A 15,598-nucleotide genomic window follows, 5' to 3' on the forward strand; every position below is an offset into this window, starting at 1 on the left:
GACCCTGGCACAGGGGCTCCCCGGACGCCGGCGCACGGGCTCGCCCGGCTCCCGTGCGCGGATCCCTGGTGGCGGCGGTGCGCCCCGATCTCACCGCGTTCCCGTACGTGAACGATGGTTGAGCAGCGGCTCTTTCTTCAGGCCTTGACGGAAGCCTGGTCCGTACCTATGGTCACCGGCCAGCGCACCATGTTCAGCATCCCGTGTGTAGTTCACATACAAGAATGGATGGCTCTGCATGTCCGACACCCCCACTCGGCATCGCCGCCGACGGCGTCCGGCCTTCCTCGTCACCGTCGCCGCCGCGACCGCCGCACTCGTCGGCACCCTCCTGTCCTGGCCGGGCGCGCACCCGGCCGACGCGGCGCCCGCCACCTTCGTCCACCCCGGAGTCACCGTCTCCAAGGGGCAGCTCGACTTCGCCCGTACCGAGGTTCTGGCCGGCGCCCAGCCCTGGAAGGGCGCCTACGACCAGATGACGGCGAGCAAGTACGCCTCGCTCACGCGCACCCCCACGCCCCGCGCGACCGTCGAGTGCGGCTCGTACTCCAATCCCAATTACGGCTGCACGGACGAGCGCGAGGACGCGATCGCCGCGTACACCGACGCCCTCGCCTGGTACATCACACGCGACGACCGGTACGCCAAGAAGGCCATCGAGCTGATGGACGCCTGGTCCGCGGTGATCAAGTCCCACACCAACAGCAACGCGCCCCTGCAGACCGGCTGGGCGGGCTCCTCCTGGCCCAAGGCGGCCGAGATCATCAAGTACACGTACACCGGCTCCTGGGCCAACTCCGGCCGCTTCGCGACCATGCTGCGCGACGTCTACCTGCCCGAGATCATCAACGGCTCCAACTCCAACGGGAACTGGGAGCTGTCGATGACGGAGGCCGCGGTCGGCATCTCCGTCTTCCTCGAGGACAGGACGTCGTACGACAAGGCCATGGCGAAGTTCCGGACGCGCACCGCCGCGTACGTCTACCTCTCCACCGACGGCGCCGTGCCGAAGACCGTGCCGAGCCAGAACCTCGACACCACCGCGAAGATCGTCAGCTACTGGCAGGGGCAGTCCACCTTCGTCACCGGGCTCACCCAGGAGACCTGCCGCGACTTCACCCACACCGGCTACGGCATCTCGGCCATCTCGCACGTCGCCGAGACCAGCCGCATCCAGGGGCAGGACCTGTACGGCACCGATGTCGGCGAACGGCTGCGTCAGGCGCTCGGCTTCCAGTCGAAGTACCAGCTCGGTACGGCCGTACCGAGCTGGCTGTGCGGCGGCTCGCTGAACCTCGGGCTCGGCCCGGTCACCGAGGTCGGTTACAACGCCCTGCACAACCGCCTGGGCATCGCGATGACCAACACCCAGGCACTCACCCAGCAGAACCGCCCGGCCGGGAGCAACAACCTCTTCGTGGCGTGGGAGACGCTGACGCACGGTGACAATCCCGCGTGAACCGAATCCGGGGTCCCGTCCGATGAGGGAATGAGGGACCGGGCGTCCGGCGAGGACGCCGGCGCCCAGTCCATCGGAGATCACGGGGAGAGATCACGGGGAGAGAGCATGAGCCAGACCGAGACCGGCACCACCACTGTCACCAGCGCCATCGCGCCCGGGGCGTCGGAGTCCGGGGCATCAGAGTTGCGTCAAGGACGTTCCCCGGCGGGCCGCTCGTCCCCTTTGCCGGGAATCCTGGCCGTAAGGTCGACGCTGCGTACACAGCGGTGACAGGAAGACAATAAGCTCATGGGACGCGGCAAGCTTCGGATCTACCTCGGTGCGGCTCCGGGCGTGGGCAAGACCTACGCGATGCTGTCCGAGGCGCATCGCCGCATCGAACGCGGGACGGACTGCGTGGTGGCGTTCGTCGAGCACCATCACCGGCCTCGTACCGAGGTGATGCTGCACGGCCTGGAGCAGGTGCCGCGCAAGGAGCTGGAGTACCGGGGCGGCGTCTTCAGCGAGATGGACGTGGACGCCGTCCTCCACCGCGCCCCGGCCGTCGCCCTGGTGGACGAACTGGCGCATACGAACGTGCCCGGCTCCCGCAACGCCAAGCGCTGGCAGGACGTGGAGGAACTGCTCGCCGCCGGCATCGACGTCGTCTCCACCGTCAACATCCAGCACCTGGAGTCACTGGGTGACGTCGTCGAGTCGATAACGGGTGTGCGGCAGCGCGAGACCGTGCCGGACGAGGTGGTGCGGCGGGCGGATCAGATCGAGCTGGTCGACATGTCGCCCCCCGCGCTGCGCCGCCGCATGGCCCACGGCAACATCTACAAACCCGACAAGGTCGACGCGGCCCTGTCCAACTACTTCCGTCCGGGCAACCTCACCGCCCTGCGAGAGCTCGCGCTGCTGTGGGTCGCCGACCGGGTCGACGAGTACCTGACGGAGTACCGCAGCGAACACCGGGTCTCCAAGATCTGGGGATCGCGGGAGCGGATCGTCGTCGGGCTGACCGGCGGCCCGGAGGGGCGGACGCTGATCCGGCGTGCGGCCCGACTGGCCGAGAAGGGCGCGGGCGGCGAGGTCATGGCCGTCTACATCGCCCGCAGCGACGGCCTCACCTCCGCCTCGCCCAAGGAACTGGCCGTCCAGCGCACCCTGGTCGAGGACCTCGGCGGCACCTTCCACCACGTCGTCGGCGACGACATCCCCGCCTCTCTGCTGGACTTCGCGCGCGGGGTCAACGCCACCCAGATCGTGCTCGGCTCCTCCCGCCGCAAGACCTGGCAGTACATCTTCGGTCCGGGTGTCGGCACCACGGTGGCCCGGGAGTCCGGCTCCGACCTGGACGTCCACATCGTCACCCACGAAGAGGTCGCCAAGGGGCGCGGTCTGCCGGTGGCGCGCGGAGCACGGCTCGGGCGCTCCCGGATCATCTGGGGCTGGGCGGTCGGCATCGGCGGCCCCGTGGCCATGGCCCTGCTGCTCAACACCATCGACCTCGGCCTCGCCAACGACATGCTGCTGTTCCTGGCGGTCACGGTCGCGGCCGCCCTGCTCGGCGGACTGCTCCCGGCCCTGGCCTCGGCCGCCTTCGGCTCGCTGCTGCTGAACTACTTCTACACACCGCCCCTGCACCGGCTGACCATCGCCGACCCGAAGAACATCGTCGCCATCGTGATCTTCGTGGGCGTCGCCGTCTCCGTGGCGTCGGTGGTGGACCTGGCGGCCCGGCGTACGCACCAGGCGGCGCGGCTCCGGGCCGAGTCGGAGATCCTCTCCTTCCTGGCGGGCAGCGTGCTGCGCGGCGAGACCAGCCTGGAAGCCCTGCTGGAGCGCGTCCGGGAGACCTTCGGGATGGAATCGGTCGCCCTCCTGGAGCGCGCGGGCGACGTCGACCCGTGGACGTGCGCGGGCAGTGCCGGACCGTCGCCCGCGAACCGCCCCGAGGACGCCGACGTCGACATGCCGGTCGGCGACCACACGGCGCTCGCCCTCTCCGGACGGGTCCTGCCCGCCTCCGACCGCCGGGTACTGGCCGCCTTCGCCGCGCAGGCCGTGGTGGTCCTCGACCGTCAGCGCCTCCAGTTCGAGGCGGACCAGGCCAAGGAACTGGCCGAGGGCAACCGCATCCGCACCGCCCTGCTGGCCGCGGTGAGCCACGACCTGCGCACCCCGCTCGCCGGGATCAAGGCGGCGGTCTCGTCCCTGCGCTCCGACGACGTGGCCTGGTCCGAGGAGGACCAGGCCGAGCTCCTCGAAGGCATCGAGGACGGCGCCGACCGCCTCGACCACCTGGTGGGCAACCTGCTGGACATGTCGCGGCTCCAGACCGGCACGGTCACCCCGCTGATCCGCGAGATCGACCTGGACGAGGTCGTCCCCATGGCACTCGGCGGCGTCCCCGAGGACAGCGTGGACCTGGAGATTCCCGAGAGCCTGCCGATGGTCGCCGTCGACTCCGGACTCCTGGAGCGCGCCGTCGCCAACCTGGTCGAGAACGCCGTCAAGTACAGCCCCGTCGACGAACCGGTCCTGGTCGCAGCGAGTGCCATGGCCGACCGCGTGGAGGTGCGCGTGATGGACCGCGGCCCCGGCGTCCCGGACGAGGCGAAGGACCGGATATTCGCGCCCTTCCAGCGCTACGGCGACGCCCCGCGCGGGACCGGAGTGGGCCTCGGCCTCGCGGTCGCCCGCGGCTTCGCCGAGGCGATGGGCGGCACCCTCAACGCCGAGGACACCCCCGGCGGCGGACTCACCATGGTGCTCACGGTGCGGGCGGTGCACCGCCGTCCCGACCCGGCAGCCCGAACAGCGGTAGCGGAAAGGCAGGCTTCATGACCCGGGTCCTCGTGGTCGACGACGAGCCGCAGATCACCCGAGCCCTCGTGATCAACCTGAAGGCACGCAAGTACGAGGTCGACGCAGCCCCCGACGGAGCCACCGCACTCCAGCTCGCCGCCGCCCGCCACCCCGACGTCGTCGTGCTCGACCTCGGCCTGCCCGACATGGACGGCGTCGAAGTGATCAAGGGGCTGCGCGGCTGGACCAGGGTGCCGATCCTGGTGCTGTCCGCCCGGCACTCCTCGGACGAGAAGGTCGAGGCCCTCGACGCGGGCGCCGACGACTACGTCACCAAGCCCTTCGGCATGGACGAACTGCTCGCCCGGCTGCGCGCCGCCGTCCGCCGCGCGGAACCCACCGGGGGCGGCGAGGATGACGTGATCGTGGAGACGGCGGGCTTCACCGTCGATCTTGCGGCGAAGAAGGTGCACCGCGACGGGCGGGACGTCCGGCTCACCCCCACCGAGTGGCATCTGCTCGACGTGCTGGTCCGCAACTCGGGCCGCCTCGTCGGCCAGAAGCAACTGCTCCAGGAGGTCTGGGGCCCGTCCTACGGGACGGAGACGAACTACCTGCGGGTCTACATGGCTCAGCTCCGCCGCAAGCTGGAGGTGGACCCTTCCCACCCGAAGCACTTCATCACCGAGCCGGGGATGGGCTACAGGTTCGAACGGTGACGCGATCATCCCCCGTCGATCGTCTGTGCGAGTCGCGGCGGTTGCCCGATCGAGCGCGGTCCGCGGCCGGTTCGGGCAGCCGTGCCGCGGGTACGAAGCTGTCGGCGCCCCCCGGTACGCTTTCGGTATGAGTGCTGTTCCTCGTTCCGAAAAGCCGGCGGGACGCTTCCGGCGCATGATGGACCGGCTCTCCTCGTCCCAGGAGGACCTGGAGTCCGAGGAGCTGCGGGAGGACACGGCGACCGCGGGCTGTACCCGTATCGGTGACTGCCACGACCGGCAGATCGTCACGGTTACTGGTACCTTGCGCACGGTCACTCTGCGGCCGAGAGCCGGTGTGCCGGCTCTGGAGGCCGAGCTGTTCGACGGCTCGGCCGCCCTGGACGTGGTCTGGCTCGGCCGCCGTTCCATCGTCGGCATCGAGCCCGGACGCAAGCTGATCGCCTCGGGCCGTATCTCGATGAGCCGGGGCCGTAGGGTGTTGTTCAATCCGAAGTACGAACTCAGACCCCTCGGACGGGAGTAGCCGGTGACGTCGCTCGACAAGCCGACCGAAGACGCCCAGGACGCCCAGCAGGATGCACGGGCGGTGACCGAGGCCGCACTCTTCGAGGCGTTCGGCGGCGTGCGCGGCATGGTCGAGACCGTGGTGCCGGGCCTGCTCTTCGTCACCATCTTCACCATCAACAAGGACCTGCACTGGGCGGCGATCGCCGCCCTCGCGGTGTCCCTGCTGCTCGTCGTGGTCCGCCTGGTGCGGCGCGACACCGTGAAGCACGCCTTCAGCGGGGTCTTCGGCGTCGCCTTCGGCGTGGTCTTCGCGATGATGACGGGCAACGCGAAGGACTTCTATCTGCCGGGCATGCTCTACACGCTCGGTCTCGCCGTCGCCTACATCGTGACCACCCTCGCGGGTGTCCCGCTGATCGGTCTGATGCTCGGCCCGGTCTTCAAGGAGAACCTCTCCTGGCGTACCCGCAACCCCGGCCGGAAGCAGGCGTACACGAAGGCCAGTTGGGCCTGGGGCCTGATCATGCTCGCCAAGTGCGCGGTGCTCTTCCCGCTCTACTGGTGGGGCGACACCACCCAGTTCGGCTGGGTCCTGATCGCGCTGAAGATCCCGCCCTTCCTCCTCGCCGTCTGGCTCACCTGGGTCTTCCTCGCCAAGGCGCCGCCGCCCATCGACGTGTTCGCGGAGATGGAGGCCGAGGAGCAGGCGGAGAAGGAGCGCAAGGCCGCCCTCGCCCAGGAGCGCGGCGACGCTCCGGCCCCGGCCAGGCACCGCCGCGGGGCGTGAGCCCGGCAGTGCCGCGGACGCTTCCGGGCGACTGAGCGCGAACCGCCGTACGGCGAGCCGCGAACCGCGATACGACGAAGGGGGCGCCCAGAGAATTCTGGGCGCCCCCTTCGTCGTATCGCGGTTCGCGGGACCTCTTCCCGACGGCGGATGTCGTACCGCCGACGGGACGGAACGGCTACTTGGTGGTGCTCGGGTCGCGACGCACCGACAGCAGGTCCTCGAGCTGTTCCTCACGGGCCTGGGCGGCCACGAAGAGGAGTTCGTCGCCCGCTTCCAGGGAGTCCTCCCGCGAGGGAGTCAGGACGCGGGTGCCGCGGATGATGGTCACCAGTGAGGTGTCCTCCGGCCACGCGACGTCGCCGACGGTCGTGCCGGCGAGGGCGGACTCCGGCGGCAGGGTCAGCTCGACGAGGTTGGCGTCGCCGTGGCTGAAGCGGAGCAGCCGTACGAGGTCGCCGACGCTCACCGCCTCCTCCACGAGCGCCGACATCAGACGCGGGGTGGAGACGGCGACGTCCACGCCCCAGGACTCGTTGAACAGCCACTCGTTCTTCGGGTTGTTCACTCGGGCCACGACGCGCGGGACGCCGTACTCGGTCTTCGCGAGCAGTGAGACGACGAGGTTGACCTTGTCGTCCCCGGTGGCCGCGATGACCACGTTGCAGCGCTGGAGCGCCGCCTCGTCCAGGGAGGTGATCTCGCAGGCGTCGGCGAGCAGCCACTCCGCCTGGGGGACGCGCTCGACAGAGATGGCGGTCGGCGCCTTGTCGATCAGCAGGATCTCGTGGCCGTTCTCCAGCAGTTCGCCCGCGATCGAGCGGCCCACGGCGCCGGCGCCGGCAATGGCGACTCTCATCAGTGCCCCGCCTCTTCCTCAGGGCCCTTGGCGAACGCCGCCTCGACCTTGTCCACCTCGTCGGTGCGCATCATGACGTGCACCAGATCGCCCTCTTGGAGCACCGTCTGCGAGCTCGGCAGGACCGCCTCGCCCAGCCGGGTGAGGAAGGCGACGCGTACGCCCGTCTCGTCCTGGAGGCGGCTGATCTTGTGGCCGACCCAGGAGACGGAGGTGTGCACCTCGGCGAGCTGCACACCGCCCGTGGGGTCGCGCCACAGCGGCTCGGCACCCGAGGGCAGCAGCCGTCGGAGCATCTGGTCGGCCGTCCAGCGGACGGTGGCGACGGTCGGGATGCCGAGGCGCTGGTAGACCTCGGCGCGACGCGGGTCGTAGATGCGGGCGGCGACGTTCTCGATGCCGAACATCTCGCGGGCCACCCGGGCGGCGATGATGTTCGAGTTGTCACCGCTGGAGACCGCGGCGAACGCGCCGGCCTCCTCGATGCCCGCCTCGCGCAGGGTGTCCTGGTCGAAGCCGACTCCGGTGACACGACGGCCGCCGAACCCGGAGCCCAGCCGCCTAAAGGCGGTGGGGTCCTGGTCGATCACGGCGACCGTGTGCCCCTGTTGCTCCAGGTTCTGGGCAAGAGCGGAACCTACTCTTCCGCAGCCCATGATGACGATGTGCACGACCGTCCTTCCGCATGAATGGTTACGGCTCAGGCTAAACAGGGTCTCAGACCGCCGCCCAAGCTACACACGCGCGGTCGACCAGGGGCTTCGTTGCGCAGGTTCGCCTGTGCCTTTTTCGCGGAGTGTCCGGGTGACGGACGTGAACGGCGGGCGCCGCGGGGGGTTCAGCGTCGTGTGATGCTCCGAACACTCGCGAGGGTGAGGATTCCGAGGCCGACCAGCGCCACGGTCGCGCCGATGAGCTCAGCGGTCACATGCATGGGTCCTCCAGGGCGGTCGGGAACGGGGTTTTGTCATATAGACACGTGGATCTCCGGTGCTGCGGAATCCGCAGCCGGAGCCCCCCTGTTTTCACCCGGAGAGCAGATGACGTGCCGAAGTGGGACGGCGGGTGGGCGACAGCCAGTTCGAACCCTTACGATTCTCTGTTGTGTCCAAACTGACCGACGTGCCCAAGCGGATCCTCATCGGGCGTGCATTGCGCAGCGACCGGCTGGGGGAAACGCTTCTGCCGAAGCGCATCGCCCTCCCCGTCTTCGCATCCGACCCGCTCTCCTCCGTGGCGTACGCGCCCGGAGAAGTCCTGCTGGTCCTTTCCATCGCGGGCGTGTCGGCCTACCACTTCAGCCCCTGGATCGCGGTCGCGGTCGTCGTGCTGATGTTCACGGTGGTCGCCTCCTACCGCCAGAACGTGCACGCCTACCCGAGCGGCGGCGGCGACTACGAGGTCGCCACCACCAACCTCGGCCCGCGGGCCGGTCTCACCGTCGCCAGCGCGCTGCTCGTCGACTACGTCCTGACCGTCGCCGTCTCCATCGCCTCCGGCATCGAGAACCTCGGCTCGGCGGTGCCGTTCGTGGTGGAGCACAAGGTCTTCTGCGCGGTCGCCGTCATCGTGCTGCTCACGCTGATGAACCTGCGCGGGGTCAAGGAGTCCGGAAAGCTCTTCGCGATCCCGACGTACGTCTTCGTCGCCGGCGTCTTCATCATGATCGCCTGGGGTGCCTTCCGCGGGCTCGTGCTCGGCGAGACCATGCACGCGCCGACCGCCGACTACCACATCAAGGCCGAGCACCAGGGTCTCGCGGGCTTCGCCCTCGTCTTCCTGCTGCTGCGCGCCTTCTCGTCGGGCTGTGCGGCGCTCACCGGTGTCGAGGCCATCTCGAACGGCGTCCCCGCGTTCCGCAAGCCGAAGTCGAAGAACGCCGCGAGCACGCTGGCCGCGATGGGCCTGCTCGCCGTCACCATGTTCTGCGGCATCATCGCCCTGGCCATGACCACCAAGGTGCGCATGGCCGAGAACCCCGCCACGGACCTGATCCACAACGGTGTGGCCGTCGGCACCGGCTACGTCCAGAACCCGGTGATCTCCCAGGTCGCCGAGGCCGTGTTCGGCAAGGGCAGCTTCCTGTTCATCCTGCTGGCCGCCGCCACCGCCCTCGTCCTGTTCCTGGCCGCGAACACCGCGTACAACGGCTTCCCGCTCCTCGGTTCGATCCTCGCCCAGGACCGCTACCTGCCGCGCCAGTTGCACACGCGCGGCGACCGCCTGGCCTTCTCGAACGGCATCGTGCTCCTGGCCGGCGCCGCGAGCATGCTCGTCATCATCTACGGGGCCGACTCGACACGCCTGATCCAGCTCTACATCGTCGGCGTGTTCGTCTCCTTCACTCTCAGCCAGACCGGCATGGTCCGCCACTGGAACCGCCATCTGGCCAGTGAGACCGACCCGGCGAAGCGCACCCACATGATCCGCTCCCGCGCGATCAACGCCTTCGGCGCCTTCTTCACCGGGCTGGTCCTGGTCGTCGTCCTCGTCACCAAGTTCACGCACGGCGCCTGGGTCGCCCTGCTCGGCATGGTGATCTTCTACGCGACGATGACCGCGATCCGTAAGCACTACGACCGCGTCGCGGAGGAGCTGGCCGCCCCCGAGGGGCCGACCGACGACAGCGTCCGCCCCTCCCGCGTCCACTCCGTCGTCCTGGTCTCCAAGATCCACCGGCCGGCGCTGCGCGCCCTCGCCTACGCCAAGCTGCTGCGCTCCGACACCCTCGAAGCGCTCAGCGTGAATGTGGACCCGGCCGAGACCAAGACCCTGCGCGACGAGTGGGAGCGGCGCGGCATCGACGTACCGCTGAAGGTCCTCGACTCGCCCTACCGCGAGATCACCCGTCCGGTCATCGAGTACGTGAAGGGTCTGCGCAAGGAGTCGCCGCGCGACGCGGTCTCCGTGATCATCCCCGAGTACGTGGTCGGCCACTGGTACGAGCACCTGCTGCACAACCAGAGCGCCCTGCGCCTCAAGGGCCGCCTGCTCTTCACGCCGGGCGTCATGGTCACCTCCGTGCCCTACCAGCTCGAGTCGTCCGAGGCCGCCAAGCTGCGCGCCCGCAAGCGCCAGGACTGGAACGCGCCGGGCGCGGTCCGCCGGGGCCCGGCCCAGGTGCGGCCCAAGGAGCCCACCCAGAAGAGCTGACGGGGCGGTGTGCGGGTCGCGCGCCCACCGACGAGGATGGGAAGCGCGGCGCGAGCACGTCGACCGAGACGGCAAGGGCGGCGCCGGCTCACGGACGAGGCGGGAAGCGGTGCGGTGAGCACGTAGACTGGACGGCTGTTGTCCGGCCGCGTTGTCCGGCCGTTTCCCCCCTCTCATCTGGAGTCACCCCACCATGCAGGCAGAACCGAAGAAGTCGCTGGTGGGGGACGAGTACGAGGTCGAGATCGGCCCCGTGGCCCACGGCGGGCACTGCATCGCCCGTACGGACGAGGGCCAGGTCCTCTTCGTCCGGCACGCGCTGCCCGGTGAGCGGGTCGTCGCCCGGGTGACCGAGGGCGAGGAGGGCGCGCGGTTCCTGCGCGCCGACGCCGTGCGGATCATCGACGCCTCCAAGGACCGTGTCGAGGCGCCCTGCCCGTACGCGGGACCCGGGCGCTGCGGCGGCTGCGACTGGCAGCACGCCAAGCCCGGCGCGCAGCGCCGCCTCAAGGGCGAGGTCATCGCCGAGCAGTTGCAGCGCCTCGCGGGCCTCACGCCCGAGGAGGCCGGCTGGGACGGCACGGTGATGCCCGCCGAGGGCGACAAGCTGCCCGCCGGCGAGGTGCCGCAGTGGCGCACCCGCGTCCAGTACGCCGTCGACGCGGACGGCAACGCCGGACTGCGCCGCCACCGCTCGCACGAGGTCGAGCCCATCGAGCGCTGCATGATCGCCGCCCCGGGGGTCACCGAACTCGGCATCGAGGAGCGCGACTGGTCCGGGATGGAGGCCGTCGAGGCGATCGCCGCCACCGGCTCCCAGGACCGCATGGTGATCCTGGAACCGCGACCCGGCGCCCGCCTTCCCCTCGTCGAGCTCGACAAGCCGGTCTCCGTGATGCGGGTCGCCGAACAGGACGGCGGCATCCACCGCGTCCACGGCCGCGCCTTCGTGCGCGAGCGCGCCGACGGCCGCACCCACCGGGTCGGCAGCGGCGGCTTCTGGCAGGTCCACCCGATGGCCGCCGACACCCTCGTCAAGGCCGTCATGCAGGGCCTGCTGCCCCGCAAGGGCGACATGGCCCTGGACCTCTACTGCGGCGTCGGCCTCTTCGCGGGAGCCCTCGCGGACCGCATCGGCGACCAGGGCGCGGTCCTCGGCATCGAGTCGGGCAAGCGCGCCGTGGAGGACGCCCGGCACAACCTCGCCGCCTTCGACCGCGTCCGCATCGAACAGGGCAAGGTCGAGGCGATCCTGCCGCGCACCGGCATCACCGAGGTCGACATCATCGTCCTCGACCCGCCCCGGGCGGGCGCCGGCAAGAAGACGGTCGAACACCTGTCGTCCCTGGGCGCACGGAAGATCGCCTACGTCGCCTGCGACCCGGCGGCCCTCGCCCGCGACCTCGCGTACTTCCGCGACGGCGGCTACAAGGTGCGGACACTTCGGGCGTTCGATCTCTTCCCGATGACGCATCACGTGGAGTGTGTGGCGATTCTGGAGCCTGCCTCCAAGGGCTCCTGAACCGCGGTTTTGTGCGTCCTTACCCTGCGCGGCGTGGGCGTAGGAATGCGCTGGCCGGAGGGTCTGCGGCGGGACGCGGCGGAGGAGAGCGAGCGGATCCGGGAGCCGGGGATGAAGCTCGAGGTCCTCGAGCCGCGCCCGGCCCTCCGGGTGAAGTGACCGAAACGGACCTGGCTGGTTCACCGGAGGTCTGGCTTCTCCGGATCCGCTCCGGCCGACGCGACTCGGTGAACACAGTCGCGCATTTCATGACCGGACTGAGGACGCGCCGACGGGGCGGGGGCTGGCCCGCCCTGTCGAACAGCCTGCGTTCACGGAGACTTCACGGCCGGCGTCCCGGACCAGGTGCGCTGGGACTACGTGACAGAGAATGCCACCGGTGACGGCAATCCGTATCCGGTCGGCGTCACCGACCTGTTCTCGCGCGGCCTGCTCGGCTACCTGTTGGGTGCACATCGACAGCCATCGGCGTGCGCAGGGGCGGCGCCAAATGTCTCGGGGAGGCTGCCGGCCTTCCAATAGCCGTCGAGGATCTTGAGCAGACGCTCGGTGTCGCGGGAGATCTCGGCGATGCGGTCGCCGTATTCATCGAGGAGCGGGTCGCTCTCCACATCTTGCGGTCGGCGCCGCAGAAGGACGACGAGTGGGCGTGGCAGTTTGCCGTACCAGAGGGCGCCGGTCGTAGGTGCGGAGCATGGGTCGAGGACCTGAGGACCCCTCTGGGGAATTGGGGCGGGCGCCGAGCGGGAAGGCCGCGGTGAGAGGTGATCCCGGCCGACCCGTCGGTGATTCAGCGTCGCTGACGCGGAGTCACACGGCGCTCCGGCAAGGTGTCAGCCGCTGCCGGAGATCTTGCGCCACATCGTCCGACCGAAGTCCCTGAGCGTCTCCTCGGTTCCCGTGTCGCCGAGAAACGGCGTGCGATTCTGACGGCAGGTCTCGCGGAGCATCCGCTGAGCGGGCCTCCGGTGGCACTACGTCATTTCACGTCGGGCCAGCGCCTTCGGACTTCCGACCGGACGGCGTCGATGAACTGGACAGGCGGTCCGTAGAGGTGTCGAAGCCGTCCTCCAGCCAGCCGATGGTGAGGCCCTCGGGCTTTGCGTGGTAATCGAAGTCGTAGAGCGAGAAATCCGCGCAGTAGGTCATGTCGATTCTCGATTGAGGCCGGGCGCCGCGTCGAAGCCACGTCGCCGCGTTCGGCGCGGTGCCCGGCCGGGTCATCTCAGTGCTGGATTGCTCGGCACGTTGTCATGGCAGTCCTCGTCTTCGACGATGGACCAGCCCCTTGCCGTCATGCGGCTTCGCAAGTCTTCAATCCTTCGTCGTGCAGGCTTGCCGCCTGTGCAGGCATCGGCTGCCTCGTTTCGGGCGACGTGCGGATCCAGGCCGAAGGCAGCGTGCACGGCCACTCCCAGATTCCTTTCCGACAGCACGTCGGAAAGGATCACCAGGAGGGGGTAGTAGTCAGCGTCGTCCACCCCGCCGGGAAAGACCTCGACGAGTTCTCGCACGACCTCCGCCAACTCGGGGTTGTCCTCCAACATTATTTCCCCTTCCAGAAATAATCTGACTCGGGTTCCTGGCAAGCGGTCGGCACCCTTATTGCTGTGTCCGGGCACGTTCAAGGGCACTGATGCTCACGTGGCGCTCGCCCCCTAGCGACGGCGCGTGGCTGCGCGAACGCCGGGAGCCTCGCCGGACGCGATCAAGCACATCGAAGTCGGTGCGAATGGCACTCGTGATTCCCCGGTGCGGTCGGTCTAGCGGTTGATGGCCTGGATCTCCTGGACGTTCATGTCCTGGGTGGTCTCGAACGTGCCGTCCGGGAGGTCTCCGTTCGCTCCGCCGCTTCCCTGCCAGGAGATCTGCCAGGTGATGGACGCGCTCAGTCGGTAGGGCTTCCCGTCCGTGGCACGCAGGTAGGTGATGCCGCACGGTGGGGTCCTGCCGGCGTCGCCCTTGGTGTACGCGGTGCCGATGGAGCCGTCGTCGTTGATCGCGCAGTCGCCGGAGGCGGGGTAGGTCTCGGCGTCGTCCGAGCCCGGGTTCAGGTGCAGGGCGACCGGCTTGGCCGTCGTCTCCGCCCACACTCCCGCGGCCGCCAGTTCGGCGCGGACCTTGACCTCCTTGAAGGTGCCCTTGTCCAGCCACACCCAGGTCGGCACGTTGACCGTGGACTTGGCGGCCGGCTTCACCTCGATCTCGGTCTCGGGAACCTTGATCCTGTTGTAGGCGTAGGCGGCGAGGATGTCGGGGGTGGGGGCGTGCTTGTTCGCCGGGAGCGTTCTGGCGTTCTGCCAGAACAGGGTGTCCTCGCAGTCGTAGGACTCGGGGTCGTTCGCCCTGTCGGCATTGATCACCCCGCGCCAGAACATGCCGTCCTTGCCGAGGTTGTAGTTCTCGTAGCCGTCACCGCTGCCGTTCTCCGCCTTGCCCTTCTCGTAGTGGTTGACCATCAGGTCCTCGCCCCAGCTGAGTGTGGGCGTGACGGGCACCAGGTCCGTGTTGGGGTTCTTCTTGAGGCGGTCCACCGCCGCCTTGAGTGCCTGCGGTGTGGCCACCGGTTCGTACCAGCACGCCGGGGGCTTCCAGTTGGGGTCCACAGGAGCGAGTGCCTTGGGCGAGGTGCCTGTGGTGCTGCTGTTCGACTGTGTGACCTTGATCTGGGTGGCCGTGGCCTTGGCTCTCAGCGTGTTGCCGGATACGCCGCCGGAAGGTGTCGAGGAAGGAGGCTTGTTGTCCTGATCTCCGATGGCGCCGTAAGCCGCTGTCGAGGAGATGACCACCGCGTAGACCGACGTGGCCAACAGCGCGCACGATTTCGCTGCGAAGCTCATCAGCCGCAGGCTCCCGGAACCACCGTCGAGGACGTGGTCTTCCAAACGCCTTGGGGGTTCTTGTCCAGTCTGTTGCGGTACTGGAGTACGTTCTCGGGCTTGTCGGCGGTGGTGGTGATCTTCGCGGTTTTGCGGTTCTTAGTGGAAGCCTTGCGCTCGTCGACGCAGTAGAAGAGCACGCCCGAGCCGGTGTCGTTGATGTGGACCTGGGGGTCGAAGGCTGTGACGCTGCCGATCAGACTCTCGTCGTCGTCGACGAACTGCTTGATCCACTTATGGGCTGTGGTCAAGGTGGCATCCGAGTTGTAGAACGCCACCGCGTCGGAATCCAGATCCGCCTCGATGACCGCGGCGTACTCCGACCGCAGTTCCTCCCGGCCGTCGTCCAAGATCGCCTGGAGCTTCGGGTCGCTGTTGGTCCAGCCTTCGAAGTTCGCCTGGAAGTCCTTGGAGAGCGTGATCTTCGGTCGCCCGGCTGCGTCCTGCGAGGCCGGAGCCGACGGGCTTGCCGAGGTCTTCTCGCTGCCGGCGTCCGCTCCCTTGATCTTGTCCGAGGACGAGTCGTCGCCCCCTCCCGAGCCACAGGCGGTCAGCAGCAGGGCTGCGGATACGGTGAGCGCGGCTATGGCGAGCCTGGCGGGGCGGTTCACTCGGGACTCCTGTTGAGGTGGGGGGTTGCTCAAGCGAACCAACGCTATCCCTGGGGCATGTCGTGACACCAGTTGACATTCCGTCAAGTCAGTACAACTGGTGCTCACCCAGGGGGGTTTAGCCGATCGTGCCCTACGCTCGCATGGGCCACCGATCGGCGGCTCGAAGGGGAGACGGACGCATGACACAGCGGCGTGTCGTTGTCGGCCGCGGTCAGGAGTCCTGCCGGAGGTTCGCCGAGGCGTTGCGGACGCTACGGGCCTCTGGGAGCGGGCTGATCCCTCTCGCGGGGAGACCGGACG

Annotated in this window: 14 protein-coding genes; 8 read left to right on the forward strand and 6 right to left on the reverse strand. The window is 68.9% G+C overall.

From position 1 onward, the window contains the following. Nucleotides 1–238: 238 nt before the first annotated feature. From ACIQ7M_RS29185 to ACIQ7M_RS29205, 5 genes are all read left to right on the forward strand, one after another. On the forward strand, nucleotides 239–1,459 hold the full coding sequence (locus tag ACIQ7M_RS29185) for an alginate lyase family protein (RefSeq protein ID WP_355766467.1): 1,221 nt from the start codon (nucleotides 239–241) through the stop codon (nucleotides 1,457–1,459). Between the two features lie 291 nt (nucleotides 1,460–1,750). Further along, a complete protein-coding gene (locus ACIQ7M_RS29190) occupies nucleotides 1,751–4,294 on the forward strand; it encodes an ATP-binding protein (protein WP_403649979.1) in 2,544 nt (847 codons plus the stop codon). Continuing rightward, a complete protein-coding gene (locus ACIQ7M_RS29195; RefSeq protein ID WP_355766462.1) occupies nucleotides 4,291–4,974 on the forward strand; it encodes a response regulator in 684 nt (227 codons plus the stop codon). Before ACIQ7M_RS29190 ends, ACIQ7M_RS29195 begins: the two co-directional genes overlap by 4 nt. A 127-nt stretch (nucleotides 4,975–5,101) precedes the next feature. Next, nucleotides 5,102–5,500 carry an OB-fold nucleic acid binding domain-containing protein gene (locus tag ACIQ7M_RS29200; RefSeq protein WP_078943188.1) on the forward strand — a complete coding sequence of 133 codons (399 nt, stop codon included), beginning with the start codon at nucleotides 5,102–5,104 and terminating at the stop codon, nucleotides 5,498–5,500. Nucleotides 5,501–5,503: 3 nt separating this feature from the next. Next, complete coding sequence (locus ACIQ7M_RS29205; RefSeq protein WP_355766459.1) at nucleotides 5,504–6,271, forward strand: DUF3159 domain-containing protein; 768 nt, start codon at nucleotides 5,504–5,506, stop codon at nucleotides 6,269–6,271. Between the two features lie 178 nt (nucleotides 6,272–6,449). Here the strand turns inward: ACIQ7M_RS29205 and ACIQ7M_RS29210 are convergent, their stop codons facing one another. Both ACIQ7M_RS29210 and ACIQ7M_RS29215 read right to left on the reverse strand, forming a co-directional pair. Continuing rightward, nucleotides 6,450–7,130 (reverse strand): TrkA family potassium uptake protein, encoded by a 681-nt coding sequence (locus tag ACIQ7M_RS29210; protein ID WP_037620032.1) that lies wholly within the window; start codon nucleotides 7,128–7,130, stop codon nucleotides 6,450–6,452. Continuing rightward, entirely contained in the window at nucleotides 7,130–7,801 is a 672-nt protein-coding gene (locus tag ACIQ7M_RS29215; RefSeq protein ID WP_355763051.1) for a TrkA family potassium uptake protein, read from the reverse strand. The genes ACIQ7M_RS29210 and ACIQ7M_RS29215 overlap by 1 nt, the downstream gene beginning before the upstream one ends. 433 nt (nucleotides 7,802–8,234) lie before the next feature. Here ACIQ7M_RS29215 and ACIQ7M_RS29220 point away from each other — a divergent pair, with 433 nt between their 5' ends. The 3 genes from ACIQ7M_RS29220 (at nucleotide 8,235) to ACIQ7M_RS29230 (ending at nucleotide 11,964) form a co-directional block, all read left to right on the forward strand. Further along, nucleotides 8,235–10,283 carry an APC family permease gene (locus ACIQ7M_RS29220; RefSeq protein ID WP_403649985.1) on the forward strand — a complete coding sequence of 683 codons (2,049 nt, stop codon included), beginning with the start codon at nucleotides 8,235–8,237 and terminating at the stop codon, nucleotides 10,281–10,283. Between the two features lie 193 nt (nucleotides 10,284–10,476). After that, nucleotides 10,477–11,805: a class I SAM-dependent RNA methyltransferase gene (locus ACIQ7M_RS29225; protein ID WP_403649988.1), complete on the forward strand. Its 1,329-nt coding sequence runs from the start codon at nucleotides 10,477–10,479 to the stop codon at nucleotides 11,803–11,805. A 33-nt stretch (nucleotides 11,806–11,838) separates the two neighbouring features. Continuing rightward, the gene (locus ACIQ7M_RS29230; protein ID WP_403649991.1) at nucleotides 11,839–11,964 is read left to right on the forward strand and encodes a hypothetical protein; all 126 of its coding nucleotides are present in this window, start codon (nucleotides 11,839–11,841) and stop codon (nucleotides 11,962–11,964) included. An 825-nt stretch (nucleotides 11,965–12,789) separates the two neighbouring features. On the opposite strand, the gene ACIQ7M_RS29235 is transcribed toward ACIQ7M_RS29230, so the two are convergent. From ACIQ7M_RS29235 to ACIQ7M_RS29250, 4 genes are all read right to left on the reverse strand, one after another. Further along, entirely contained in the window at nucleotides 12,790–12,954 is a 165-nt protein-coding gene (locus ACIQ7M_RS29235; RefSeq protein ID WP_403649994.1) for a hypothetical protein, read from the reverse strand. Nucleotides 12,955–13,025: 71 nt separating this feature from the next. Next, nucleotides 13,026–13,352: a hypothetical protein gene (locus tag ACIQ7M_RS29240; RefSeq protein WP_403649997.1), complete on the reverse strand. Its 327-nt coding sequence runs from the start codon at nucleotides 13,350–13,352 to the stop codon at nucleotides 13,026–13,028. 216 nt (nucleotides 13,353–13,568) lie between these two features. After that, on the reverse strand, nucleotides 13,569–14,645 hold the full coding sequence (locus tag ACIQ7M_RS29245; protein ID WP_403649999.1) for a hypothetical protein: 1,077 nt from the start codon (nucleotides 14,643–14,645) through the stop codon (nucleotides 13,569–13,571). Continuing rightward, a complete protein-coding gene (locus tag ACIQ7M_RS29250) occupies nucleotides 14,645–15,295 on the reverse strand; it encodes a hypothetical protein (protein WP_403650002.1) in 651 nt (216 codons plus the stop codon). The genes ACIQ7M_RS29245 and ACIQ7M_RS29250 overlap by 1 nt, the downstream gene beginning before the upstream one ends. Between the last annotated feature and the right edge of the window lie 303 nt (nucleotides 15,296–15,598).

The organism is Streptomyces sp. NPDC096324 (assembly GCF_044763015.1).
GTDB lineage: Bacteria > Actinomycetota > Actinomycetes > Streptomycetales > Streptomycetaceae > Streptomyces.